This is a genomic window from Phyllobacterium sp. SL163, from assembly GCF_049896885.1.
In the GTDB taxonomy this organism is placed as follows: domain Bacteria; phylum Pseudomonadota; class Alphaproteobacteria; order Rhizobiales; family Rhizobiaceae; genus Phyllobacterium; species Phyllobacterium calauticae.
In genome coordinates, this window is the sequence record NZ_JAFCVE010000006.1 from 61781 (window position 1) to 85128 (window position 23348).

18 protein-coding genes are annotated in these 23348 nt (G+C 59.9%); 9 read left to right on the forward strand and 9 right to left on the reverse strand.

Annotation, left to right across the window (positions count from 1 at the left end):
- Positions 1-19 precede the first annotated feature (19 nt).
- From ACP7B1_RS14465 to ACP7B1_RS14490, 6 genes are all read right to left on the reverse strand, one after another.
- Positions 20-1282: a glycosyltransferase family 4 protein gene (locus ACP7B1_RS14465; protein ID WP_346308374.1), complete on the reverse strand. Its 1263-nt coding sequence runs from the start codon at positions 1280-1282 to the stop codon at positions 20-22.
- Positions 1279-2121, reverse strand: a complete 843-nt coding sequence (locus ACP7B1_RS14470) for a class I SAM-dependent methyltransferase (protein WP_346308364.1) — start codon at positions 2119-2121, stop codon at positions 1279-1281. The genes ACP7B1_RS14465 and ACP7B1_RS14470 overlap by 4 nt, the downstream gene beginning before the upstream one ends.
- Positions 2118-4379, reverse strand: a complete 2262-nt coding sequence (locus tag ACP7B1_RS14475) for a glycosyltransferase family 2 protein (protein WP_426137102.1) — start codon at positions 4377-4379, stop codon at positions 2118-2120. Before ACP7B1_RS14475 ends, ACP7B1_RS14470 begins: the two co-directional genes overlap by 4 nt.
- A 76-nt stretch (positions 4380-4455) precedes the next feature.
- Positions 4456-5169, reverse strand: coding sequence for a calcium-binding protein (locus tag ACP7B1_RS14480; RefSeq protein ID WP_223615915.1), 714 nt, complete (start codon positions 5167-5169; stop codon positions 4456-4458).
- A gap of 291 nt (positions 5170-5460) precedes the next feature.
- Positions 5461-6879 (reverse strand): HlyD family type I secretion periplasmic adaptor subunit, encoded by a 1419-nt coding sequence (locus ACP7B1_RS14485; RefSeq protein ID WP_288194711.1) that lies wholly within the window; start codon positions 6877-6879, stop codon positions 5461-5463.
- Entirely contained in the window at positions 6876-8645 is a 1770-nt protein-coding gene (locus ACP7B1_RS14490) for a type I secretion system permease/ATPase (RefSeq protein ID WP_223615917.1), read from the reverse strand. Before ACP7B1_RS14490 ends, ACP7B1_RS14485 begins: the two co-directional genes overlap by 4 nt.
- Positions 8646-8845: 200 nt before the next feature.
- Here ACP7B1_RS14490 and ACP7B1_RS14495 point away from each other — a divergent pair, with 200 nt between their 5' ends.
- The 9 genes from ACP7B1_RS14495 (at position 8846) to ACP7B1_RS14535 (ending at position 21182) form a co-directional block, all read left to right on the forward strand.
- Complete coding sequence (locus ACP7B1_RS14495; RefSeq protein WP_223615929.1) at positions 8846-9415, forward strand: MarR family transcriptional regulator; 570 nt, start codon at positions 8846-8848, stop codon at positions 9413-9415.
- Between the two features lie 41 nt (positions 9416-9456).
- Positions 9457-10677, forward strand: a complete 1221-nt coding sequence (locus ACP7B1_RS14500) for a glycosyltransferase family 4 protein (RefSeq protein ID WP_346308361.1) — start codon at positions 9457-9459, stop codon at positions 10675-10677.
- A 264-nt stretch (positions 10678-10941) separates the two neighbouring features.
- Complete coding sequence (locus ACP7B1_RS14505; RefSeq protein WP_346308360.1) at positions 10942-12447, forward strand: DUF6212 domain-containing protein; 1506 nt, start codon at positions 10942-10944, stop codon at positions 12445-12447.
- Positions 12437-15124 (forward strand): glycosyltransferase, encoded by a 2688-nt coding sequence (locus tag ACP7B1_RS14510; RefSeq protein WP_346308359.1) that lies wholly within the window; start codon positions 12437-12439, stop codon positions 15122-15124. Before ACP7B1_RS14505 ends, ACP7B1_RS14510 begins: the two co-directional genes overlap by 11 nt.
- A 28-nt stretch (positions 15125-15152) precedes the next feature.
- On the forward strand, positions 15153-16328 hold the full coding sequence (locus ACP7B1_RS14515) for a polysaccharide pyruvyl transferase family protein (RefSeq protein WP_105735376.1): 1176 nt from the start codon (positions 15153-15155) through the stop codon (positions 16326-16328).
- 46 nt (positions 16329-16374) lie between these two features.
- Entirely contained in the window at positions 16375-17550 is a 1176-nt protein-coding gene (locus tag ACP7B1_RS14520) for a polysaccharide pyruvyl transferase family protein (RefSeq protein WP_223615922.1), read from the forward strand.
- A 62-nt stretch (positions 17551-17612) separates the two neighbouring features.
- Positions 17613-18710: a glycoside hydrolase gene (locus ACP7B1_RS14525; protein ID WP_346308358.1), complete on the forward strand. Its 1098-nt coding sequence runs from the start codon at positions 17613-17615 to the stop codon at positions 18708-18710.
- Entirely contained in the window at positions 18707-19891 is a 1185-nt protein-coding gene (locus ACP7B1_RS14530) for an SGNH/GDSL hydrolase family protein (RefSeq protein WP_346308357.1), read from the forward strand. The genes ACP7B1_RS14525 and ACP7B1_RS14530 overlap by 4 nt, the downstream gene beginning before the upstream one ends.
- 73 nt (positions 19892-19964) lie before the next feature.
- Entirely contained in the window at positions 19965-21182 is a 1218-nt protein-coding gene (locus ACP7B1_RS14535; protein ID WP_346308356.1) for an adenylate/guanylate cyclase domain-containing protein, read from the forward strand.
- 62 nt (positions 21183-21244) lie between these two features.
- On the opposite strand, the gene ACP7B1_RS14540 is transcribed toward ACP7B1_RS14535, so the two are convergent.
- From ACP7B1_RS14540 to ACP7B1_RS14550, 3 genes are all read right to left on the reverse strand, one after another.
- The gene (locus ACP7B1_RS14540; RefSeq protein WP_163364476.1) at positions 21245-21388 is read right to left on the reverse strand and encodes a hypothetical protein; all 144 of its coding nucleotides are present in this window, start codon (positions 21386-21388) and stop codon (positions 21245-21247) included.
- Between the two features lie 156 nt (positions 21389-21544).
- Positions 21545-22381, reverse strand: a complete 837-nt coding sequence (locus ACP7B1_RS14545) for an oxidoreductase (protein ID WP_346308355.1) — start codon at positions 22379-22381, stop codon at positions 21545-21547.
- Positions 22382-22558: 177 nt separating this feature from the next.
- A complete protein-coding gene (locus ACP7B1_RS14550) occupies positions 22559-23341 on the reverse strand; it encodes an SDR family oxidoreductase (RefSeq protein WP_346308354.1) in 783 nt (260 codons plus the stop codon).
- Positions 23342-23348: the final 7 nt, after the last annotated feature.

Sequence of the window (23348 nt, forward strand, 5' to 3'; positions counted from 1 at the left end):
GAGAGTCCTTTCTGATTGATCAGGCAGCCTCGACACGTTCGGGCCGCAGCGTCTCGATCAGATCAAGATACCGTCCGGCTGTCGTGTCGATGGTATCGGGGTGGCGTGCCCCAAGGGAAAGATGCGCGCGCAGATCGGCATCTTCGGCGATGCGCCGCATGGCAGCTGCCAGTGCCAGCGGATCGTTCGGGGGGACGGTCAGGCCATTGACGCCATTCTCGATCATTTCGGCCATACCGCCAATATTGCTGGTGATGACGGGGCAATCCTGGCCCTGCGCCTCCTGAATCACCAGCGGCGCATTCTCCCACCAGATTGACGGCATGATCGCGCAGTCGACCGCCGCAATGAGATTGCCGATATCCTCGCGCCGGTAGGCACCGCGCCTCTGTACAAAGGGCGCGGTTTCGGCAAAGAGCCTGTCGATATCGGCGACAAAGGTTTCACTCTGGAATGGCGCCGCACCGTGGACACGCAGCTCGAAATCAAAGCCTTCCGCGATGAGCTGCCTGGCCGCCTCCAGAAGGACGGTCGTGCCCTTCCACGGGTTGAGATTACCGAAATAGCCGAAGACAGGCTTGCTGCGGCCCGGCATGTCGGGCTTTGCCATAAGCGCCCGCGCGGGTTGCCCGTTGGGGATCACATGGATCAGCTCCGCGGCAATCCCCCAGTCCACATAGCGCTGCTTGAGAAATTCACTGGGGGAGGCGAAGGCATCGACCACGCTCAGAAGCGATTTGAGATGACGCTCGCGCAGGACGAACTTGTCGAGTGCGATGTCCTTGAAACAGCTGTGGCAGCGGTCCGGGCTGGCGCCGTAGCAGAGTTCCTTGCCGCTTGTGCGCACCATCAGGCCATCGTGATGGCAGATGGGGTAATAATCGTGCAGGGTCAGGACAATCCGGCATTCCGGCAATGTCTGGCGCACGATATGCGGGAATTCCGCGCCCAGCAGCAGCAGGTGATGCAGGTGGACGACATCCGGCCTGAAATCCCGCAGCAGTTCAACAATGTCGGGAACAATGCCGTAGAGGTCGACCTGACTCATGAAGAACCGGTCGAAATGGCCGGACCACAGCAGGATTTCATCGCCCTTGTCGCCGATACTCTGAAAGCTCGTACCGGGTCTGGCTTCCCGGTGAATGTGATTGGTCGCACCGAGAAACAGCGCTTCACATCCCGCCCGCTGATAGGCCCGGAAAAGATCGTGCGCGAAGATTTCCGTGCCGCCGGGATGCAGGGACGGATGATTGTGGGCCGCAACGAGAACACGGGCCATTATCTGTCGCCCCCGGGACCGGCAATGAAGACGTCCTGATAATGATCGGCGGGAACACCGCGCCAGTGCCCGAGCGACTTGCTGAAAACCTGCAGCCCGGCCCGCGTCAGGGCGCGATCCAGAAACCCGTCGTCGAAGCCGACGGCGGCAAGCGGCGGCAGCTCCTGCACGAACCAGCACGGCCCCTCGTCATAGCGCTGGAAACCCAGGCGCCTGTCGCGCTTGCCCAGCGGATTGTCGGCAGCCGTCTTGTCGACGACGAACGCCGTCATGAACAGACGCCCGCCGGGCGCAAGCACCCGCGCCACTTCCCGCAGGTAGACGCTGACTTCCTCATCGGGAAGATGGGTGACGACCGAGGTCATCATGACGAAATCGAACTGTTTGTCCTCGAAGGGCAAACGGAGCATGAGGCCGTCGATCGCTCCCTTCGGATTGTACAGGGAGTGGGCGATATCCATGTAGCGGAATTCGAAATTCGGATAGACCGGCGTGATCTTCTGCTGGCACCAGTTGATGCCGCCGGACACCGGATCGATGCCGCAATAGCTGCCCTTGGCCGGATCGATATATTGCGTGAGCGGCACCGCCATGCGGCCGATGCCGCTGCCGATATCGAGCACGCGGCTGTCCGGCCGCAGTCCGCCCTTGCGGATGAAATGGCCGAGAAACTCCGAGCCAACCGCCTGGAAATCGCCGTCGCCGACAAACACGCTGTCCGGATCGGGGCAGGGCAGGAAGCGGTTGCGCATGACGGCTTCCATCAGCCAGTCGACATACTCATCGTTCACGGGGCTTATCTGCTCGGCCTGGGTTTTCTTGAGTGCAACAACGTCGGTCAAGCAGCGCTCCTTTCAGACTTTGCCGCGATGAAGGGCGCAACCGTGTCTTGCGCCGCTTCGTCCCGGTACGTCGTCATCAATTCTGTAATGTCATCGTTCCAGCGCTGGGTGTGCAGCCATGAATTGTACTGGCTTGCCAACCCCCGCATGTAATCGGCACTGCGGCGGATGGACCGCCGCTCGAAATGATAGAGGGACACATCAGGCGCGTAGGCGATGTGGAAGCCGATCTGGCGAATTTTCAGGCACAGATCGCTGTCCTCGTAGTCCCCGATGATGTAGTCCTCGGTGAAACCGCCGACGAGATCGTAAATGTCCTTGCGCGTTACCAGACAGGCTCCCGTCACTCCCGGCACGGTGCGGGAAACCCGCGCCGGCGCATAGGCGCCCGGCATGCCCTTGTAGAAATGATGGTTGAGCCAGATGCCTTTCTGGTCGCGGGCGAAGTAAAGCCCGGCATGCTGCAGCGAACCATCCTCGAACAACAGGCGCGGTCCGATGGCGCCCAGTTTCTTCTGGTCGAGCAGCGGCTGCGTCAGGGCCTGGAGCCAGCCATTGGCACAGGGCACCACATCGGAATTCAGCATGACCAGCATCGTCCCGTTGGCGAAACCCGCTCCGGCGTTGCAGGCACGGGCATAGCCGCTGTTGCGGTTCATCGTCACCAGCCGGAAGGGCAGGCCGTGCAGGATATGCAGTCCGCCCAGCATGTGCTCCGTATCATCCTGGATTTCAGGGGAGTCGAGCACGAAGATCAGCTCCGCATTGGCAACGAGCCACGGATCGGTGGCCATTGCCGAAAACTGGAAGCGCAGGAAATCCAGGTTGCGATAGAGCGGAATGACGATCGACACGGCAGGCGCTTCGGGCAGGACGCCGTACTCCTTGGTGTCAGTCACTTTCACCGTCTTGCCAAGCTTGTGTTCGACCTCCTGCAGGGCAGGGGCGAGAATATTCTCGAAGACCTGATCGCGGGCATGCTGCGGCGGCACTGCCCGCAGAATGCGGTTGCGCTGGGCCGATGCTTCGAATGGCTGCAGCGGCGGCACCAGCGCGGCCGTCGCACCGGAAGCCAGCCGCATCTGGAAACGCGGCTGCAGCAGCGGCCCAAGGTTCCTGCTCTGGGGAAGCCAGGCGACAAAACCCGTCACATCCGCGCCGAACCCGTCTTCCCGCTCCCCCGTCTTGCCGGGAAACTTGTAGAAATTGGGCTGCAGCGGCAAGGCGCCGTTGCTGCCGGAAAGATATTCGATGCCCGCCAGCATGGCCGCGGGATCGTGGCTCCAGCCGCCCACCAGCAGCCCGCCCTGAAGCGCAAGGGCAAGATCGATTTCGGCGGCGGGATGCGTTGCGGACTTTGCGATCTGGCGCACCGTCAAAGGCGCGCGCGTCTGCATGTCGATGGCCGTGGCAAGCCCGGGCCCGGTCGCCTGCGCCATTTCCCGGATGAGAAACTCGCGCAGGTCCATGTCCCCGTGACGCTTCGCCCACCATTTTTCAAAATCCGCGGGCTGGCCGTCTCCCTCGGAGAGCTTGCGGACGGCAACGCCGTTGCGGCCGGAAAAGACCAGATGCAAGGACTGCGGCAGCGGACGGACGGATTCAACCAGGAGGTGACACGGCTGCCCGCCGCGTTTCGACTGGGTTCCCATGACCAGCCGCGTCGGCAGGATCGTCACCGCGCTTGGACTGATTGCATAGATCGTGGTGATTTCGCCCAGGACCGGATCAATCGCCGTTTCCAGCAGATATTGACCGTCGACGGGTTGGCCGCACAGGCGCGCCGGGCGAGGCTCGGGTGCCAGCGCCAGCATGACTTCACGCGCTACGCTGGCAAAGATCTGGTTTTGCGAAAGCCGGAACGTGCTGCGCCATGTGCTCAAAATATTGTTGAGCAGCTTGATATGGCCGGCAGCGGACAGATTGGCGACGGCGCTGTTGACGTCAAAGGATACCAGTTCATCGGCGGGATACAGAATGGCCTGTTCCGTTGGCCCGAGCGATCCGGCAGACAGGGTCAGACTGACGGGCTCGTCCTTGGTGCGCATAACCCAAAGGATGCGCTGGCCGCCGGTTTCGAGCGGAATGTTGAGGCTGACGAGCGGAACCAGCTGTTCGGGTGCTTCAAGCGTGCATTTTGTCGAGGCCCGCACCGCGCCGGGAATATCCCAGATCACGACAGCGACATCGCCGCACAGGCGCGAGATGGAAATATTCTCCGTATCGCCTGCAATATCCGTCGAATGGTCGAGGTTCAACACGTTGCCCTTTCATCCACAGCGGAAAGAAAAACGTGCCCGGCCGGAAAGCTGGGCACGCCAATTTTTGCAAAAATCAATGTACGACGAAATACTGGTCGGGATGTGCCTGCACATCGTCATAGCTGGTGTTTACGAGGGTGACGCTGTCGCCATGGCCGAGATCGACCACGACATTATTGCCAACCTGCGTAACACGATCGGCCAGATCCTCGGGAGAATGGATATGGAGACCGTTGATATCCTTGGAAATCTGAAGGATGTCTTCACCTGGGGTAAAGTCCAGGATGACGTCGTTGCCGCCGCCGCCGCTGAAGTGGAAGATATCGTTGCCGGCACCACCTGAGAGGATGTCGTTGCCAGCACCGCCGTCGAGATAGTCATTACCGGCACCGCCCTGAAGAACGTCGTTGCCAGCACCGCCGAACAGAATGTCATTGCCATTTCCGCCCTGCAGGATGTCGTTGCCAGCGTCGCCGAACAGAATATCGTTGCCGTCGCCGCCGCTCAGGATGTCATTGCCTGTGCCGCCGTGAAGGATGTCATCGCCTTCACCGCCATACAGGGTGTCATTGCCTTGATCGCCGAAAAGAATGTCATTGCCCGTGCCGCCGAACAGGGTGTCGTTACCGTGTCCACCGAAAAGGATGTCATTGCCCTCATCGCCGAAGATTATATCGTTTCCGTTTCCGCCAAAGACGAGATCATCACCACCATGGGCGTGAATGAAATCGTCAAAACGCGAGCCAAACAAAACGTCGTCGTAGGCGCCGCCTTCTAAAGTGGCCATCTGCTTCTCCTTCTGTCTGCTTTGAGTTTCGACCAGCTGGAAATGTTCCAGCCATCGATGCTTTGACGATTGTGCGCTGCACCAAATCGAAATGCAACCTAGACTAAGAGTATAAATGCGGTATTCGCGAGTAACAAATTATTACGAATGCGTATTACTCAACATTTTGAAAAAGAACTATAATTTATATTTACCTATACAATACTTCATCAATTAGAGTTGTTTGATTGTATTTTATTTCAAAATTTGAAATATTGCCAAAAACCCTTTGTTTAAGGGATTTTATTCTAATCAATCCTCTCTAAATGCTCGATTCAAGCTGTCGGAAATTGGCGAAATGATATAGTCGATCGCCTTGCGCGCCTTATGCACGATGATGACCTCGGCGGGCATTCCTGGATAAAGTTTGACTGACGGATTGGCCGCCAGCGACTTTGGCATGATTTCCGCGCGGGCGACGAAATAGGCCGTGTCCGTCTTTTCATCGATCACCTGATCGGCGGCGATATAGCTGATCTTGCCATCCAGCGGCGTCAGTGAACGCTGATTGTAGGCGGTCAGGCGAATCTGCGCCTGCGATCCCATCGAAACGCTGTCCACGTCACGCGGACTGATTTTCATTTCAACCACCAGAGGTTCGTTTTCTGGCACGATGTCCATCAGCGCTTCGCCAGCTGCCACGACGCCGCCTGGCGTGCGCAGGCGGATATTGGCAACCACGCCCGCCTGCGGCGATCTGATTTCCACCCGGCGCATGACGTCCTTGGCTGCGACGATCCGCTCTTCCGTATCCGCAAGATCGGTCTGGTTGGTGGTGATCTCGCCGGCAATTTCGGATTGCAGGTCGCTTTCAATGCCGATCAAGCCAAACTCTGCGCCGGCCTTCGCCTGCTCGGCCTTTGCCTTGTCCCCGGCATACTGGCCGCGATTGCCCGCCAGTTCGCTCAGCTTGGTATCGATCTCGGTCAGCTTGGACTTCTGGGCAAAGCCCTTGGCGACCAGCCCGGCAATGGCATTGCGCTGCTCGGTGATCAGCTCGGTCTGCCTGTCCGTCGCGGCCACCTGCGCGGCGGATGATTTTGCCTGTTCGGTATATTGCTCGATGGTTTTCTTCTGCACGTCCGTGCGGCTCATTTTCTGGGCCGAGCGTTTCTGGAAGAAAATGCGTTCCGCCTTGACGGCATTCTCGGCAGCCACATTGTCAGGCCCGCCGAAATGCTCGGGAAAGGTGATCTCCGCTGCACCCGCCTGTTCCGCACGCAACCGTGCAAGTTTGGCGATCAGCCCGATCCGGCGGGACTGCAGCGACTGCAGTTCCGCCCGGGCTTTCGTATCGTCCAGCCGGATCAGCGGTTGCCCGACCTTGACCTCGTCGCCTTCCTGCACAAGCAGGCGGTCGAGGATGCCTCCCTCCAGATGGCTGATTGTCTTGCGCTTTGAATCGACGATAACCGTTCCCAGAGCGACAGCGGCGCTGCCAAGCTCGGCCGAATAGGCCCAGCCGAAGAACCCGCCGAACGCGATGACGATCGTCATGATTCCGGCAATGATGAGCCGGCGCAGCGGCGACTTCGCATCCTCATTCTCAAGATCGATGACCCATTCCGGGCGCACGATTCCAAATTTGGTCAATGCCTGCTTGCCGCCAGACTCGGCGCGCGGCGCCAGCAATTGGGTGAAACGTTTGGGAACAATCGATTTGCCGGTCATGATCCTGTCGCTCCCATTTTGGGACCCGTGGGTGTGATGGAGGCCACGACGTCGGTGCGCGGGCCAAACTGGGTGATTCGACCGTTTTCCAGCACGAGCAGCTTGTCCGCCACCTGCATGATGGTCGGGCGATGCGCGATCATGACGACGATGGCGCCGTCATCGCGCGCCTGCTCGATGGCGCGCATCAGGGCCCTTTCGCCGACGGCGTCGAGATTGGCATTCGGCTCGTCCAGCACGATCAGGCGCGGGCGGTTGTAGAGGCAGCGTGCGAGGCCGATCCGCTGGCGCTGGCCGCCGGACAGCGTCAGGCGCCCGTCGCCGACCGGCGTGTCGTAGCCCAGCGGCAGGCGGCCGACCATCTCATGCACATCGGCAAGGCGTGCCGCCTCCAGAACACGGTGCGGGTCGCTTTCACCCATCCGGGCGATGTTGTCCTTGATGGTGCCGTCGAGCAGCGCCACCGACTGGGGCAGATAGCCGGCGATTTCACCGAACGAGCTGCGCTCCCACAGATACACATTGTTGCCGTCGAGAAAGACACCGCCCGACGTTGGCTTGACGATACCGATCATCAGCCGGGCCAGCGTCGATTTACCCGCTGCGGACGGGCCGACAATGCCAAGCACCTCGCCCGGCGAAAGGGAAAACGAAATGCCCTTGATGATCGGCATTTCGACGCCAGGCGCCGCATAGACAAGCTTGTCGATGATCAGATCGCCATGGGGCCGCGGCGTCGGCATGGTCTGGCGGACGGCGAGGTTTTGCGCGAGCAGGGCCTGGATCCGCTGCCAGTTTCCGATGGCGTTCACCCATTGGCGCCACGTCTCCACCACATGGTCGAACGGCGCGAGAAGGCGGCCGACGATGATCGTCGTGGCAATCATCGCACCGGCCGTGATTTCCTGCTGCATGGCGAGCAGCGTACCGGCGCCCAGGGCGCCAATCTGGATCATGAAACGCAAGGTGCGGGCGATGGTCCCCATGGCCCGGCTGCGCGCGCCGCCCGCGTCCATCAAGTCCAGGGCACTCATCTGCGCCGTACGCCAGCGCCGGGCCAATGCGGGCAGCATGCCCATGGCCTCGATCACTTCCGCATGGCGCAACGTGCTGCCGATTTTCGAGACGGCTTCGATGTTCGCCTGATTCGCATCCTTCACCAGGCTTCGCGTCAAAATGTCCGTGATGACACCGCAGGCGACAAGCACGATGACCGAGACGACGCCGATAATGCCGAAAACCGGGTGAAGAAGAAAAAGCACGGTCAGGAAGATGGGGGACCAGGCCGCGTCAAGCGGCGCACTGACCGCTGACGAGGTGAGGAATGTCCGCAGCTCCGTCAGATCGCGCAGCGCCTGCGTGGCTTTGGGCAGCCCCTGATCGACCGACGCCTGAACCGCAGCGGTCAGAATCGGCAGATTGAGCCGGCGCACAAGCGCGCTGCCCATGGCCTGGAACGACATGGCGCGGATGAATTCGAGAATACCGAAAACGATCAGGGCGCCTGCCGCCAGAATGCTCAGCATGACCAGCGTGTCGGTGCTCCGGCTGTTCAAAACCCTGTCATGCACCTGCAGCATATACAGCGGTACGGTCAGCTGCAGAAGGTTGATACACGCACTCAGCAGAACGGCATAAAGGAGGCCCGACAAGAACACCCGGCGTGCGCGCAGAATGAGGGTCCGAGGTGCCGGAACCGTATGCGTCGTCGCATTTTTTCCAACATTGCTCTTGCCATTTGCATTGTTTTGACGAGTATCACTCATGTGTAATCTGCCTTGGAAATGACACAGCTGCCCGGTAGCCCGATTGAACTTGGTCTATAGCATTAGACTAGTAAAGTAATACCGTGCAGAATGTGACAGAAAAAAGTTCATATGGTGGGGAAAAAAGCAAAGGAGACCTTGGAATATACTTGTAACTTACTTCAAATTTTGAAGTAAAATTGATGATGGAGACAAAGATGATACAAAAACTTCTACACGAAGGAGTGGAAGTCGAAACATCTATTGACGGTTATGATGCCGCCGATTTTCCTGAAATTACAGCGGAAAAACAGGGACATAGACATCCAGTTCACACCGTTGTGGTGACACACTTCGAGCTGGCCAGAATGATTGAGAGAGTAAATCGTCGGTTCGCCAGTCTGCTGAGGACTGAACTGACGAAGTTGGGGATCGAAGACGTTGGCCCAGCCCAGGCGATGGTTCTCCTGGCGATTGGCGACGTCGAACTTTCTGTTGGGGAGCTCTTGGACCGGGGTCACTATATCGGCTCCAATATCTCCTACTATCTGAAGCAGCTCGCCGATGGGGGATACATCGACAGGGTTGCCTCCCAGCGCGACAAGCGGTCCGCAAGGATCCGGTTGACCGACAAGGGCGAACAGCTTTGCGCCAATCTGCGCAATGCAGGCGGAGCTTACAACCGCGTACTCGCCCGGGATGATGACGATCTTCGCAATCTGGAAATCGCATTCCAGACATTGCACAGGCTCGAACTGGTTTGGGGCAATGCCGCGCGTTACGGCATCTGAGCCCCTGTCAATTCGTGTTCTGATGTCTGGAAAGGACTGACATGCATGTGGCTTTCGTTCACAGGCGCGGCCTGGGTCAATTTGCTGCCCTGGCCGAACATCTTGCGGCAAGCGGGCATGATGTCAGCCTTATCTGTGAAACAGTGGACCGGCGCCTCCCATCGGTCCGCGTGATCAGACACAGAATGGAACCTGGCCCTCGGGCGGACAGCCAGATGGCCAGGTATCTCGGCATTCCCGATCACCACGTGCGGATCGGGCACCGCGTTGCCGAAACACTCGATTCCATGACTCGCCAGGGCGAACGCCCCGACATCGTCATCGGTCATATCGGCTGGGGCAGCATGATGTTCGTCAAGGATGTCCTGCCGCAAGTTCCGGCCCTCGGCTATTGCGAATTCTTCTATCGGGCCGAAGGCGCCGATGTCGGGTTTGCGCCGGATGACAATCCGGATGCCGAAACCCGCAAAAGATTAAGGCTGCGCAACATTGCGCAGCTAATTTCCCTTGAGGCAATGAACGGCGGCATCAGCCCGACGTTCTGGCAAAAGAGCCTGTATCCCGCCGCCGCGCAGAAACGCATTGCCGTCTGCCACGAAGGCGTCGACACCCGGATTTTTCGCCCCGACGCGCACGCAGCACTAAAATTGCCCGATGGCCGCATTCTCAGAGCGGGCGATCCGCCTGTAATCACCTTTGTTGCCCGCGACCTCGAGCCTTATCGCGGCTTCCCCCAGGCACTCGAAGCGGCGGCAAAGGTCATCCGGAAAAATGCCGACGCCCTGTTCGTCTTTGTTGGCGGCGACGGGGTGAGCTATGGCACACCGCCGCCCGGTGGCGGCTCGTGGAAAGACGCACTGCTTTCCAAGTATGATTTGCCGCCCGACAGGATCCTGTTTCCGGGTGCGATTTCGCACGATCTCCTGCGCCAGCTCTATCAGATCTCGACGGCGCATATCTACCTGACCTATCCCTTCGTTCTGTCCTGGTCCGTCATCGAGGCCATGGCATGCGGCGCGCTGGTGATCGGTTCGGATACCAGGCCCGTTCAGGAAATCATCCGGTCCGGCCAGAATGGCTTGCTCGTTCCCTTCTATGATACCGACGCGCTCGCCGACACCATTTTGCGCGTGCTTGCCGGGCCGAACGATTTCATGCCGCTGCGTGCGGCAGCACGCCGCACGATCGAGCACCGTTTCCGGCTGACCGATTGTCTTGCGCGGCAAAAATCTCTGATCGACGCGGTCTTGCGAGCGGCCTGAACGGCACTGTCTTTACCCTCCAATACCACCCGCACTGTGAGCGCACACCCGCAGAACCTGCGGGAAATGCTGGGGTTTTGCCACGTAATTGAAAGTATAAATAAAATATTTCGATTTTTGAAATAATTAAAACTTATATCTGTATTACATTTTACTATAGATCGCGAAGATATTCTGTTGACATTACTCTGTTGATATTTTCTCTTAACGGGAGACGCAGTTCGCATCTGCACAATCGACCAACTACACTGCCAAAGATACGGGATGTCTATTTTGAACACATCACTGCCCGCAGCCGTTCATCGACAACCTCGCCGAAGCCGCTACGCTATCGCTTCCAGCCATGATCAGGCGCTGCTCGAAGCTTCGCCCCTGGCCGATTTCATCGTTTTCGTGGAACCGGACGCGGATCAGCTCCGGCTGCTGAATGCCTTTCCGCTGATCGGCGTGGCCGTTTCGGATACCGGCGCGGCGGAGCTGCAGAACGCATTGAAGCGCATCTACCGGTTCAGGACCGTTCCCGAAGTACCGGTTGTCCGGCTGGATGCATCGACGGTTGCCACACAGGCCGCGCTTGTCGCGCAGGTGCTTGAATGCGGGCTGGATCGCCTCACCAGTCACGTGACCAAGGTACACGGCGAGCTTGTCATGCTGCGGCGCGAACGGGAGACGCTCTTCGAGAACTACCGCGCCATCGAAAATGCCTTCCACGCCAGGAACTGGGATTCCGTCACCGAGATTTTCGGCCACACGCCTTGCATCGACCCGAAGGATGAAGGCTTTGCCAACCTTCTGCGGGAATCGGAAATCGAACAGCTTTTCCCGGTATCGAGCTATGCGGTATCCGGCTTTGCCCTGCATTTTCGCGGCCTGCCCACAGGTCGGTCGGGACAGCTGATTGTCACGCTTGACTACGTTGAGAATGGCGAAGGCATCGCGGAATGGCTGGTTCCCTATGCCAGCGTGGCTGCGGACTGGAATTTCTTCTCCCTGCCCAAGGCCTGCGACGGCGGCCATCGCACGCTGCGGCTGCGGGTCTCCGCAACCGGAGGCGTGCCGCCGGAGCTTTCCCTCGGCAACGCCATCACCAACGAACGCTATGCGGCCAGGGCACGCATACCGCATGCCGACCTTGACATGCGCCCATTGGCTTTCCGCGTCTTTACCGGCCTGCCGGGGGTGCGCCCGACCTCCCTCAGCAACGTCTTCGTGCCGACATCGCTGATCGCCGGGCGGCGCGTCGAAGATTACCGGCTGCCGGTGGAAATGCTGCGCAGCGTCGCCAATGTTTCCGTCAATACCGTCGAGCCCGATTTCCCCACGGTGCGCTTTCTGGAACACGAAGACGCTATTGTCTGCCATCCTCTCAACGAGGGCATAACGGCCGGTGCGATCCGCCGCGTCATATCGCCGGGGACGGTTCGCATCTCGGCGCGCGCGATCATCGATCATCCCGAGGGTCAGCCCGGCGCGGTCGGCTTCCTGCTGACAAACCTGTCGGCGGATATCAAGGGCGAGATCGGTGCATTGGGCCGCGCCACGGAAAAGCGGCCGACAGCACTGTTCAGCGGCTGGACCGACATCACTGCGGCACAGCCCGTGGACATCAATTTCATGCTGGACGCGGCGACCACCCGCGCCATGGATCTTGTCATTCTCAGCAAGGCGACCACCGGTTCGGTCGATTTCTCCTGGCTCAAGGTGTTCAACTTCAGGCTTGTCAAGCATATCGAGGCGCGCCCGGCCCAGGAGATGGCCAATGCCCGATAAATCGCAGGACCTGATCGCCATCGCCATGCCGCTTTACGGTCACGCGGCGCTCGTTCCCGAAGCGCTTGAATCGGCACTGGCATCGATAACGAAATTCCGCGTCGCCATCGTTGTCTCGGTCGACGGCGACCCGCGCCATGAAGTGTTCGATCAGTTGGCGCTCTATGCGGCCGCCCATCCGTCCATACACGTGATCTTCGGCGCAAATGCCGGGCCGGGTGGCGCGCGCAATCGGGCGATTGAGTATATCCTGGAAGAATTACCCGAAGCAAAGGCAGTATATTTTCTGGATGCTGACAATCGCGTCCAACCCTATACTGTGGATACACTTTACCGCCGTCTTTCCTCCGGCAAGGCAGGGTGGATTTACACGAATATCGATACATTCTCGGTGAACTGGCGCGCCCATTACGGCGACAGCTATTCCCGGCTGATCCACTGCATCACGGACAATATCTGCGACACGGGATCGATGATTTCGATCGACGTCTTCAACAGCGGCGTGCGCTTCGATGACGACCGTCAGAATGGCTTCGAGGACTGGGAATTCTGGTTGTCGGCGATCGAGGCCGGCTTTGCCGGGCAGCCGTGCCATGACACCGGCTTCGAATACCGTCTGCGTGCGGAAAGCCGCTTCAAGGAAGCCAACCGCGACCGGTCATCATCGATCAACTTCCTGCGCAAACGGCACAAGGCCCTGTTCCGCCGGCCGACCCTGGTCGGTTTTGAACACGAGGAATGTCCCCGCTACGCGCTGATCCGAACAGGCGAGGGGACGCTCAGCACCTTCACCGACCCCACCCGCACACCGGGTGAGATCGGCTTTGACGACGCGATCCGCGCCTATTGGGGTAGCGTCGGCGAACCAGACAATTTCCATTTCCCGCCCTTTGTTGCCGCATGCAGCAACGAAACCTTGAAGCTGTTGAACCGCTCGCGGCTGTTTCCGAACATCCTCTGCCATCTCGAGCGTCTGGCGGAAAAATCCAACATCGTCTTTGTCGAGTTCGGCAATGTGGATTCGGAACGGCGCATCGAATCCGAGATCATGCCCTCCGGCACGCATCAGGGCCCGGCCGACCTGATCTTCGTTTCGACCAAGCTCATCCAGAACGTCATCGACAATGATGCGCTTGACTGGTTTTCGTCCATCGGCAGCCAGCAGCTGTGGCCGACATCATCGCGCCTGAAAATCCGCTTTCCGTTCCCCAAGGCACGGCAGCGCCGCTCGCTGGCACGGCCGGAACAGGCATTGCTCAACCTTGTAACGGCCATTGCAACCAGCCCGCTCAAGCAGACGGCATCCACACGCTGGACGTGGCGCCCGCGCCGGCTGCCGGCCCTGTCGGACATGTATCAGGTCCTGAGGAAGGAACTCGGCGGATCGCCGGTCCTGCCGCTCGCCCACAATACCGCCGGAAAAAAGACGGCGGCAGTGCTGGTTCCCAATGCCTCGTTCGGCGGCGCCGAGAAGGTCGCCTATGCCGCCGGCCGCGAATTGAAACAGGAGGGTTTTGAAACCCATCTGTTTGTGCTCGGTTCAAGCCGCATGGACGTGCTCGACGAGTTCGACCAGGCCTTCGACTACATCCATTTCTGGAAGGACGGCATACCGGCCTGGGGTGACACCAACCGCTTCCTCGGGCAGGATTTCATCACCGAAGATCATCCGCTCGACTGGGAAGCGCTGCGCGGACAGCTGTCCGGCTTCGACCTGATCGTCAACAACCATGTGATGGCCGCCCATCCGCTGATGGGCAAACTCCGCTCGGAAGGCACGCGCACCGCCTGCTATCTCCATGTGGTGGATGAAACCGTCTTCCGCCGCCGCGCCGGGCAGCCCTATGCCGCGATTGCATTCGAGCACGCCTATGACGCGTTTCTCACCTGTTCCGAGCAGCTGAAAACCTATCTGCACAGCTTTGGCGTGCCGTTCGAGAAAATCTTTGCCGTCCCGAACGCCGCCAGCTTTTCCATCGATGCCAAGCTGCGCGCGCAGGTTACCGGTGCCCGCAAGACACCGCAGCCGGCCGAACCGCTGCGGATCCTCTACATGGGTCGGCTGGACCGCCAGAAGGGCATTGACCGCTTGCACGATGCCATCATCAAACTGCGCGAGCGCGGCATCGCCTTCGAAGCCCAGGCCATTGGCGGCGAGATTCTCTCCGACGACCCGAGTTCTTCATGGATGGCGCGCCTCAAGGACGCCGGTGTCCGCGTTTCACCGCCGGTTTTCAGCGGCAAGGATATCGCGGCCCAACTCGCCTGGGCCGACGTGCTGCTGATGCCGTCGCGTTGGGAAGGCGCACCGCTGATGATTGCCGAAGCGCAGCAGCTTGGTTGCGTCCCGGTGGCGACTGCCGTCGGTGCGGTCGATGAGCTGATCATCCATGGTCAGGACGGCATCCTGATCAAGAATGGCAATGATGCGCAGATCGTATCGGATATCGCCCGGCTACTGACCATTCTCGCCCAGGACCGCACGGCGCTGGCCCGCACGGCGGAAGGCGCGCTTGCCACGGCTGCCGAGCGTTCCTGGACCTCATCCTTTGCCAGCTTCATTCACTGGAGCAACACCATCGAACCGGCTCTTCCGCTCGAACGGAATGCGGATGCGCCGGAAATCATCCCAGAATTCGATGCTACCGCCGTGCTTTCCGGCCGTGCTGTCGCGTGACGATCACCAGAAAGGTTTTGTGACCCCCATGAGCCCCAGAATTCTCCTTACAGGCATCCCAGGCCACGTGACACGCCTTATCCAGCGCGCTGAAGACGCCCGGGTCTTTTACTCGGAGAAACAGCCGCAGCCGGAAAGCAAGGATGCTTACCTGCGCGAACTCAAGAACATCAGCAACACAGGCAATTACCTGATCGGGGAGGGCGCCTTGCGCGCACTGTCCCCGGACGCCACCCACATTCCGTTCTGGCATCTGTACAATGCCGTCAACAATGGCACCGGTCTCGATTCCATCAACAAGCAGTTTGATATCTGCGTGTTCACCTGCGCCAACCTCCTGCGCAAAAGCCTGTCGGCCGATGCGGAAGCGCAGGTCCTGTCCAAGCTCGACATGCCTGTGGTCATGCTGGGCATCGGCATCCAGAACCGCCCGGACCTTGAAGAATCATTGCCCGAAGGCACCCAGCGCCTGCTGCAGGTCCTGAAGGAAAAGGAACATTATTTCCTCACCCGCGGCGACGAGACTGCCTCCTATCTCAAGGACCAGGGGTTCTCATTCGTGCGGCCCGTCGGCTGCCCGTCGATGTATTTCATGCCCGCCAATGTGCGCAAGGCCATTCGCCGTCTGCCTGATGTCAAGGTGGGCGAGGGGCGGACCGTGTTCACCGGCTATATGGGTGCCGCGCTGGATACGATCGGCGACATGAACGCGCTGTCGTCCGATGACGGCCGGTCGGCCTATGTCATCCAGGACGAGCCCCTGCATTTCGACATGCAGGTCGAACCCAACGAGGATGGCCGCGTCTACGATTCCACCTCGGGCGAGATGATCGGCGACCTGACGTTCAAGGGCTCGGGCGAACTGAAGAAGAAGATCAAGGTTCACACATTTTTCGACACCAACCAGTGGCGCGCCTGGACATCCTCGATGGACTTCTCCTTCGGCCGGCGCTTTCACGGCAACATCATTGCGCTCCAGTCCGGCGTGCCAAGCCTGATCGTGGCCGTCGATGACCGCATGCGCGAAATGCTGAACTTTTCCGGATTGCCGAAAGTCGAGGCCAACGACCTCAATTCTGCAAATGACCGCTCGGCTTTCATCTCCGACCATCTGGCGCAGATGAACATCCCGCAGGTCATCGAAAAATACTCTGACCGTGAACGCAGCTTCCGCTCGGTCCTGACCGAGATCGGCATCGGATAACTCCCATATCCGGTGCTCCGGAAGCTCCAACCCAAGATGGACGAACATGCGAATAATGATCACAGGCATCCCATCATATCTGATGCGGACAGTCGACAGCGTTTCCGGGGCAACGGTCAAGCACCGTCCCTATTTCGAGAACATCCGGACGAAGAAGGATGTCATCGACCAGGTCAAGCGGATTGCCAATACCGGCAATTATCTCATCGGTGAAGGCGCGGCCAACAGCGTACGCGGCCACGACGTCACCTATATTCCGTTCTGGCATCTGGCCAACAGCATCCATTCGCCCGAGACCTATGCGCGGCTGAACGAGAGCTTTGATCTGTGCCTGTTCGCATCGGCCAACCTGCTTCGGCCCGGCTACGCAGCGGCGACGGAATCCCATGTGTTCGAGCGTCTCAACATGCCGATCGTCGTCATGGGCATCGGCATCCAGAAGAAGGAGAACCTGAAAGCCGAACTGCCGGAAGGCACGCAGCGCTTTCTCAACGTCTTGAAGAAGAAGGAAACGTTCTTCCTCACCCGCGGGCACTTCACGGCGGAATTCCTGAAGGCCGAGGGCATGAAATATGTGCGCCCGACCGGTTGCCCCTCTCTCTATTACGATCCGGCCCAGATGAAGCGCTCGCTCAGCCGCCTCGCCGATCCGGGCCTGGCGGAATCGCAGAAGATCGCCTTTGGCGGTTATCTCGGCAGCGTTCCCGACACCATCGTCGATGCCCATGCGCTGCTGCACAAGGACAGCACGGCAAGCTATGTCATCCAGGACGAAGTCATCGTCTACAACATGAACATGGTGGGCGACGAGGGCACCGAAGCCTATGATCCGGCGGCCAGCCGCATCACCGCGCCGACCGAGTACAAGCATGCGGAGAAATGGCAGCGCAAGCGCGACTATCTCGTATTCTTCGACACGCATAAGTGGCGCAGCTGGGTTTCCGGCCAGGATTTCTGCTTTGGCCGCCGGTTCCATGGTTCGATCATCGGCATGCAGTCGGGCATTCCAGCGCTGATGATCGCCGTCGACGACCGGATGCGCGAAATGCTCGACTTTGTCGGCTTCCCCCACATCGAGGCATCGGTCTGGAACCGCGAGCCGCAAAAGAAGGCCTTCCTGCAGGACTTCCTGTCGAAGATCGACGTTCCCGCCGCCATCCACCGCTATTCCGCCTGCGAAGCCAATTTCAACGCCGCGTTGAAAGATATTGGAATCCGGTGATCGGTACTTGTCCCGGCGTCCACCTTATGAGGAGGCATGAAACCATGGGCTGGAAAGTGCACATGCGTAAGTTGGCCGCCGGTGCCGCCGGTATCGTGGCAGCGATTGTTATCGGCGTTCAGCCGGTAACACCGGCGCATGCGGCGGGCGATACCCGCTTTGGCGTCAACCGGGTCAATCTGGCCTGGCTTTCTCCCGCCGAACGGGAGAAGCTTCTTGATCTCATGGTCAAGAACGGCGTCGTGGCGGTGCGCCTGTCACTGACAAAACCGATCGACCAGAGCATTGACGCGGTCCGCGTTGCCCACGCCAAGGGCCTCGCCATCCTCCTGGAAATATCGCTCAACAATCCGGCCTTCTATCCCGAGGGCACGCAACCCCGTTCCGGCCTTGGCCGGATATGGGACATGTACCGGCTTTCCGATATTGCGCCGGATCAGTTCCGTTCCGTCGTCGGCGATGCCTTGCGCAAGATCGATGCGCTCAAGATTCCGCTTGTTGCCGTGGAGGCCGGAAACGAGATCAACTGGGGCGCCTATAATGGCGATCTGGAAGTGAAGGCAAAGGCCAAAAGCCGCACCGCCCGCTCGCTGGCGGATCTCGACAATTTGCCGGCCGTCGAGCAGGGCGCAGCCCGGTATGTCCAGCTTGCCGCCGTGGTCCGCAGGGAATTGCAATCAACGCAATACAGCCGCAACGCCAAGGTCGTTTCGGCGGGGCTGTCCGATATCCCGGTCGCCGACGCCGACCGGCGCGGCATCGACAGCATCGATCCCGCCAGTTTTACCAATCTCATGCGCAAGCATGGGCTGGACAAGGTCGTGGACGGCTACGGCATCCACATCTACCCCGGCAGCAACGGCACGGCAGCAGCCCGCGCGGCGCATGTCAGCCAGGCGCTGTCCATCTGCCGCTCGGAACCGGACGGCAAACCGTGCTGGATCACCGAATGGGGCTTTTCCAACACGGCGACCACATGCCCGGCCAATGACGGCTCGCGCGAACAGCTGGTCGAGGCGGCACGCAGCCGCTTCGCCGAACTGATGGGAACAGGCCGGGTGGCCGCCGCCTACTACTTCGATTGGGATGCAAAGGGATATGGGGTCTGGCGTTGCGGGGGACTTTCTCCCGCGGGCCGGGCAGCAGTGGTGACACCATGAAACTGAAAACCGTCATCATCGGTGGCTCCAATACCGTCATGCTGCCGGGCTACCTGCCGTCACTTCTGGCGACCATGGCCCGGCGCGGCATCGACCTCGACATTGCCGCCGACCTGGCCGTGGGCGGGACGACCAGCGCCTTCGGCCTCTACCAGCTCAAGACCTATGACAAGCTTGCCGATTGCGATCTGCTGCTGATCGAGTACGCACTCAATGATGCCTTTGTCTATGGCGACGAGCGGCGGCCTTTCCGCCACTGGGCGCGGTTTTATGAGGGGATCATCCGCTATGCCCTCGAGCAGAACCCCAACCTGCGCATTGCCACCCTTGTCTTCGGCGCCCGCAACGGCTCCTTCCTCAGCGCCGTGCCATCCATCGATGCCGGGATCAACTACATCTCACAGTGGTACGGCACCATCTGCGTCGACGTTTCGCGCCACCTGATGCAGCGGCTGGGCCGCGATGTCGTCGGCCATCCCAGTTTCTATTCCGACCAGGGGCATTATGCGCGGCCGGTCGCGACGACTATCGTCGCCAACCTCATTGCCGATGAACTGGAACCGGCATTGCTGCGCCCGCACAAGGCGGCTGCCCTGCAGCCACCCATCGACCCCGACCATTTTGCCGGCGCGCGCGCGCTCGATGGCGTGCAGCTCGGCAAAAGGCTGGGCCGGCTGCCGGTCGAATACAGCAACCGGCGATTTTCCGTCTCGGCCCTTGATCTTGGCCGCGACCGTTTGAAATTCGAAGTGGACAAGGGGCAGCTCCTGGCCATGGCCTATGTCTGCGAGCCCAACATTCCGCCGCTCGATGTGCACATGGGCGAGGAGACGCACCGCGCCGCCCTGCTGAAGGGCGGTGTGCGCGACGGCACCTACAAGTTCCTGGTGTCGATGCTGAGCTTCGAGTTCCTGTATGGCGTCACGCTGCTGCAGACCCAGCCATCCCTCGCGCTTACCCTCGGGGGTGGCGGCGAAGGCGGCGAACACAAGCTGCACGTGCCGAAGGACAGCATCAGGCATGAAACATTCCCGGCCGAACCGGCACTGCCGATCAGCGGCATTCTTTTCACCGGCAACCTGAAGGTCTGCGCCATCGAGAAGGCCGGAAGCGCGGCCAATGGCTCTGCCGCTGCCGCACAACCGGCGGCCAAAGTGGAAGCGCCAGCGCCAAGCGCCTGAGTTCCCGCTACTGCCATCTTTGTCAAACGGCACGGACGTGATACCCGTTCAGACGGACAAGTGAGCGGGAATCATGACGGAAGCCGACATAGTTGCGATTGAAGAATGGCTCGATGCGCAGGGATTGGCCGGCGCCAGCGAAACCGAACTGCTGAACGGTTTCTGCGTGCGGTGCTGCGGCCTTGGCATCACGCTCGAACGCGCCTTGACCTTTGTTGATACGCTGCATCCCATCTACGAGGGCAGGGCGTTCCACTGGCGCCAGCGCGAGGAGGTGGAAAAGCCGGTGATCGAGTATGGCTCGAGCACCCAGGGCCCCGGCGCCGAAAGCTGGCAGCGGACCACTTTCTACCACCTGCTGCAGTCCGGCGAGGATTCGCTCCGCCGCCGCATCGGCGAAATGGACGAACCGGGCTTTCTGCATCTGGAAAACCTCAAGGCCGAAGGGCTCACCGATTATCTCGCGCTGGTTCACCGCTTTTCGACGCAGGGCAGCATCGGCGAAATGGACTGTTTCTATTCGCAATGGTCCACGGCGCATGCCGACGGCTTTGTGGACAGCGACATTGCAACCCTGAAACGTCTGGCGCGGGGGCTGGCGCTCGCGATCAAATGCTCCTCGCTGGCGCGGATCGTGCGCACGGTGGCCGAGGTCTATCTCGGGCACGATGCGGGCGAACGCGTGCTGGCCGGGCGCATCAATCGCGGCGCGGCCGACCGGATCGAAGCGGTTCTCTGGTATTCGGACCTGCGCGACTATACGCGCATTTCCGACGCGGCAGGACCGGATGCCATAATCCCGATGCTGAACGACTATGCCGATGCGGTCATCTCGTCGATCCAGGAAGCGGGCGGCGATGTGCTCAAGCTCATCGGCGACGGCACCCTGGCCATCTTCACCGAAGGCGGGTCGCAGACGGCCTGCGCCGCGGCGCTGAAGGCCCAAGCCCTCCTGCGCAAGCGGCTCATCGTGCTCAATGAGCGGCGCGCCGCCGAGAAACAGCCGATCACCAATGTCTATCTCGGCATGCATGTGGGCGAGGTGTTCTTTGGCAATATCGGCAGCGACACGCGGCTGGATTTTACCGTCGTTGGACCGGCGGTCAATGAAGTCAGCCGCATCGCATCCATGTGCCGGTCCGTCGATCAGGATGTCCTGATCTCGGACCGCTTCGCCGCATTCCTGCCGGAAGAACTTCGCTCCAAACTGGTTTGCGTCGGGCGTTTCGCCTTGCGCGGCGTCGGGCGGGCGCAGGAACTGTTCACCCTCGACCCCGCCGAAAAACGTTGAAACCCGCAATGCCGGGCATTGCGGGTTTCCTGTGCTTTCACAAGCGCATCAAAAGGCGCTGATTATCCGTTTAAATATCGCTTTGCCAGTTCTGCCATATCGCGATCTTTCTTGGTCTTGATCGGATGCAGCACGCGTGAAAGAAGTTTCAGCGTTGAAAAGCCCGGCTTGAGATACGGTGAAAGGGTGGGGAGTTGGATGTTCATTGCAAATATCCCTTTCTTTATAAGTGATTTGAATAGCGGGGGTTTATTCCCAGTCTGAATATCGCATGGCGGAAGGGCGAGGCGGTATACCGATCCACCGAGGTGATTGCCTATTTCTCCGGGAAGATCGTGTTGATCTCTGGGCAGAAAAGCGGCTCAAAAATTACCATCCGTGGAAATCGACAGGGATCGCCATTTGTTGATTTCCGCGTGAACCGAATCCAGCTTCGTCGCGATGCCTTTGACCGCATCGGAACCGGCGGCATAACGCAGGGGTGGCTCCTGCGAGGCGGCCAGTTCGATCAATGCCGATCCGAGCTTTGCCGGATCGCCCGCCTGCTTGTAGCTGTACCCGTCATAGGTTGTGCGCGTTTCACGCGAGGCTTCGGCATAGTCCTCAATGCTTTTATTGCCATAGCGAACCGAACTTTCATCGAGAAAATCCGTGCGGAAGAACCCCGGCTCGACGATGGTCACATGGATGCCGAAGCGGGCCACTTCCATGGCCAGCGATTCGGAGAAGCCTTCAACCGCAAACTTCGTCGAACAATAGACGGAAGCACCGGCAAACCCGACCATGCCGCCTATGGAGGACAGATTGAAGATGCGGCCCGATCTTTGCCAGCGCATCACAGGCAGAACTGCGCGGGTCACGTGCAACAGGCCGAATACATTGGTGGCGAATTGCCGTTCGATGTCGTCGGCGCCATTTTCTTCGAACTGACCCAGCTGGCCGTAGCCGGCATTGTTGACGAGAACGTCGATGCCGCCGAAATGGGTGACGGCAGCGTCCACCGCCTGATCCGCCTGATCCGGCTTGGTCACGTCCAGCTCAACAATCAGCAATTGCCCCTCAACGCCCGCGAACGCCTGTTGCACCTGCTTGCGATTGCGGCCGGTCGCGACCACATTGTCACCGGCTGCCAGCGCAGCCTTGGCAACTTCCGCGCCGATACCCCGTCCGGCACCGGTGATAAACCATGTCTTGCTCATCCTGCATTTCCTTGTCGTGCTAAAACAGAGCCCCTTGGGGCCACGACGTGAACATAGGGCGGCGGGCGGAAGAACACGTAGACCGGAACTCCGGATGGATTGCCTGATCCTCCGGATTTCGCAATGCCGTGAGTTGCATAAGTTTAATTATGGAACTCACGGCATCGATGCAGGCTTTCATCCCAGCGTCGAGTTGAAAGCGCCGCCATCGAGCAGAAGGTTCTGCCCGACGATGAAGCCGGCATACTGGCTGCACAGGAAGGCGGCCGCCGCGCCGAATTCCTCCTTGGTGCCGAAGCGGCCGGTCGGATTGGCGGCATGGGCTTCAGCGCGCGCCTGTTCGATGGAGATACCCTTGGTTTCCGAAGTCTTTTCCAGAAATCCCTTGATCCGGTCGGTCTCGTGCGAGCCCGGCAAGAGATTGTTGATGATCACCCCATGACGCGCCACCTGCCGCGCAGTTCCGGCAACAAAACCGGTCAGGCCGCTGCGCGCGGCATTCGACAGGCCGAGCTGGGCAATGGGAGATTTCACCGAGCCGGAGGTGATGTTGACCACGCGGCCCCATTTGCGCTCGATCATGCCGGGCAGGATCGCGTTCATCAGGTAGATCGGCGTCAGCATATTGGCATTGACCGCCTTCAACCACTCTTCTTCATGCCAGTCCGACCAGAGGCCGGCCGGCGGCCCGCCGGCATTGTTGACGAGAATATCCGGCTGCGGTTCGGCAGCCAGCAATTCCTTGCGGCCTTGCTCCGTCGTCACATCTGCCGCAACGATCTGCACCTTGACGCCATAGGTATCGGCGATTTCCTTGGCCGTCTCGCGCAGCACCGCTTCCGTGCGGGCATTCAATGTCAGGTCAACGCCTGCTTCCGCCAGCTTCTCCGCAACGCCGCGGCCAAGCCCTTTTGAACTCGCGCAGACGATTGCCCGCTTACCCCTGATTCCCAGATCCATTCTGTCC

Bases quoted from the DNA above. Each gene is read 5' to 3' on its own strand.
- ACP7B1_RS14480 (WP_223615915.1), bottom strand. From the start codon at position 5,169: ATGGCCACTTTAGAAGGCGGCGCCTACGACGACGTTTTGTTTGGCTCG.
- ACP7B1_RS14485 (WP_288194711.1), bottom strand. From the start codon at position 6,879: ATGACCGGCAAATCGATTGTTCCCAAACGTTTCACCCAATTGCTGGCG.
- ACP7B1_RS14490 (WP_223615917.1), bottom strand. From the start codon at position 8,645: ATGAGTGATACTCGTCAAAACAATGCAAATGGCAAGAGCAATGTTGGA.
- ACP7B1_RS14500 (WP_346308361.1), top strand. From the start codon at position 9,457: ATGCATGTGGCTTTCGTTCACAGGCGCGGCCTGGGTCAATTTGCTGCC.
- ACP7B1_RS14505 (WP_346308360.1), top strand. From the start codon at position 10,942: ATGTCTATTTTGAACACATCACTGCCCGCAGCCGTTCATCGACAACCT.
- ACP7B1_RS14510 (WP_346308359.1), top strand. From the start codon at position 12,437: ATGCCCGATAAATCGCAGGACCTGATCGCCATCGCCATGCCGCTTTAC.
- ACP7B1_RS14515 (WP_105735376.1), top strand. From the start codon at position 15,153: ATGAGCCCCAGAATTCTCCTTACAGGCATCCCAGGCCACGTGACACGC.
- ACP7B1_RS14520 (WP_223615922.1), top strand. From the start codon at position 16,375: ATGCGAATAATGATCACAGGCATCCCATCATATCTGATGCGGACAGTC.
- ACP7B1_RS14525 (WP_346308358.1), top strand. From the start codon at position 17,613: ATGCGTAAGTTGGCCGCCGGTGCCGCCGGTATCGTGGCAGCGATTGTT.
- ACP7B1_RS14530 (WP_346308357.1), top strand. From the start codon at position 18,707: ATGAAACTGAAAACCGTCATCATCGGTGGCTCCAATACCGTCATGCTG.
- ACP7B1_RS14535 (WP_346308356.1), top strand. From the start codon at position 19,965: ATGACGGAAGCCGACATAGTTGCGATTGAAGAATGGCTCGATGCGCAG.
- ACP7B1_RS14540 (WP_163364476.1), bottom strand. From the start codon at position 21,388: ATGAACATCCAACTCCCCACCCTTTCACCGTATCTCAAGCCGGGCTTT.
- ACP7B1_RS14545 (WP_346308355.1), bottom strand. From the start codon at position 22,381: ATGAGCAAGACATGGTTTATCACCGGTGCCGGACGGGGTATCGGCGCG.
- ACP7B1_RS14550 (WP_346308354.1), bottom strand. From the start codon at position 23,341: ATGGATCTGGGAATCAGGGGTAAGCGGGCAATCGTCTGCGCGAGTTCA.